2 protein-coding genes are annotated in these 1769 nt (G+C 70.7%); one reads left to right on the plus strand and one right to left on the minus strand.

The window, feature by feature from the left end; genetic code table 11:
- Positions 1 to 413, minus strand: a 413-nt coding sequence (locus G6019_RS13045; protein WP_241726038.1) for a hypothetical protein, incomplete at its 3' end; no start/stop codon positions are given.
- Positions 414 to 740: 327 nt separating this feature from the next.
- Here G6019_RS13045 and G6019_RS13050 point away from each other — a divergent pair.
- Positions 741 to 1769, plus strand: a 1029-nt coding sequence (locus G6019_RS13050; RefSeq protein ID WP_309230225.1) for an AAA family ATPase, incomplete at its 3' end; no start/stop codon positions are given.

Genomic DNA, 1769 nt, shown 5'->3' on the forward strand with positions numbered 1-1769 from the left:
TCGGTGCCCTCGTCGGCGGAGCCGGTCAGCGAACCGGTGTCCAGCGAGCCCGTGCCCGCATCGGCGGCGCCGCCGTCGATCAGGGCGCTGCCGGTGTTGGGCGAGACGCCGAGGCTGCCGAGCTCGACCGAGCCCGGGTTGGACGCCTCGGCATCGAGGTTCAGGTTGAAGGCGAGGCTTCCCAGGTCCACGGCGAGGTCGGTGCCGAGTCCGAGGTCGCCGAGGCTGCCGTCCTCACCCGCGATCTCCGTGAGGCTGCCGGTGTCGCCCGCGAGTCCCTCGAGGCTCCCGGACGGTGCCTCCTGCGCGGCCGCGAGGCCGGGGAACGCGATGGCGGCACCCAGTCCGAACGCGCCGACGGCGGCGATCTTGGCGGTGGTGCGGTTGGTGGTCTTCCGGTGGGTGTTCGTCATGTAATGAACAGCTCCCATCTTCATTGACCCCGATGGCTCTCATCGCGGACACCTCGACCAGAGCGAGATGCGTCGGTGACCCTACAAGCGGACTCCGGCCCTGTCAGGGGGTCAAATGCTGAGTGTTCCTTGAGGTAACACTTCGGTCATCGGTCGCGAGGGGTCGTGGTCACCCGTATCCCCGACTCGGCGGCGGGCCGCGTCGCACCTGCCTAGGCTGGCGTTATGGCCACGCCTGCGCATTCGGATCCGACATCGGGAGCGCCGCCTGGCGTCGTGGAGACGCACAGTGCTCTCATCGTGCTCTATGGTGACCAGGCTCACAAAGTGCGCAAACCGATCGACCTCGGTTTCCTCGACAACACCACGGTCCGGGCCCGCGCCGAGCAGAGTCGGCGGGAGGTCGAGCTCAACAGTCGCATGGCGCCGGACGTCTACGACGGCGTGCTCGAGGTCCGCGATCCCGAGGGCGAGGTGATCGACCACGTGGTCAGGATGCGTCGTCTCCCCGCCGACCGGAGCCTGGAGTCGCTGGTGCGGTCACGGGTCTCGGGCATCGGACGGGCCGGCGATCCGGATCTCGTGGTGGGCGTGCGGGAGGTGGGCCGGCAACTCGCTCGTCTGCACGCCGCGAGCCCCCGCTCCGGGCAGATCGAGGCCATGGGCACGGCGGACGCCGTGGCCGGTCTGTGGGGGGAGTCGATCGCACACCTGCGCCGTCTGAGCGTGGGCGAGGACGCACCGGAGATCGTCGACGACCTCGAGTGGCTCGCGGGGGAGTACCTGCGCGGACGGCGCCGGCTCCTACGGGCACGCGTGGACGCAGGCCGGGTGGTCGACGGTCACGGGGACCTGCTCGCGGCCGACATCTACCTCGAGGACGACGGGCCGCGTGTGATCGACTGTCTCGAGTTCGACGACCGGCTCAGGTTCGGGGACGCCATGCTCGACGCCGGGTTCCTGGCCATGGACCTCGACAGGGCGGGGGCACGGGACCTCGCGGAGGCCTTCCTCCGGGCGTACCGGGACTTCTCCGGTGATGACGCCCCGCCCTCCCTCGTCCATCACTACATCGGGTACCGCGCGGTCGTGCGGTCCAAGGTCACCGCCATCCGCGCCGACCAGACCGGGAGCGGAGGTGCGCATGCTCGGCACGCCCTGGAACTGGCGGATCAGGGAGTAGACGCCCTCTTGCGCGGCCGCGTCAGGTTGGTCCTCGTGGGAGGGGTGTCCGGGTCGGGCAAGTCCACGCTGGCCGTGCCACTGGCGGCGGCGTTGAAGGCCGAGGTCCTGCGGTCGGATGACCTGCGCGCCGCCGGCCCGGCCGACCGGCGGTACTCGGCGGCGGCGGTCGCC

Source organism: Dietzia sp. DQ12-76, from assembly GCF_014145045.1.
Taxonomy (GTDB): Bacteria; Actinomycetota; Actinomycetes; order Mycobacteriales; family Mycobacteriaceae; genus Dietzia.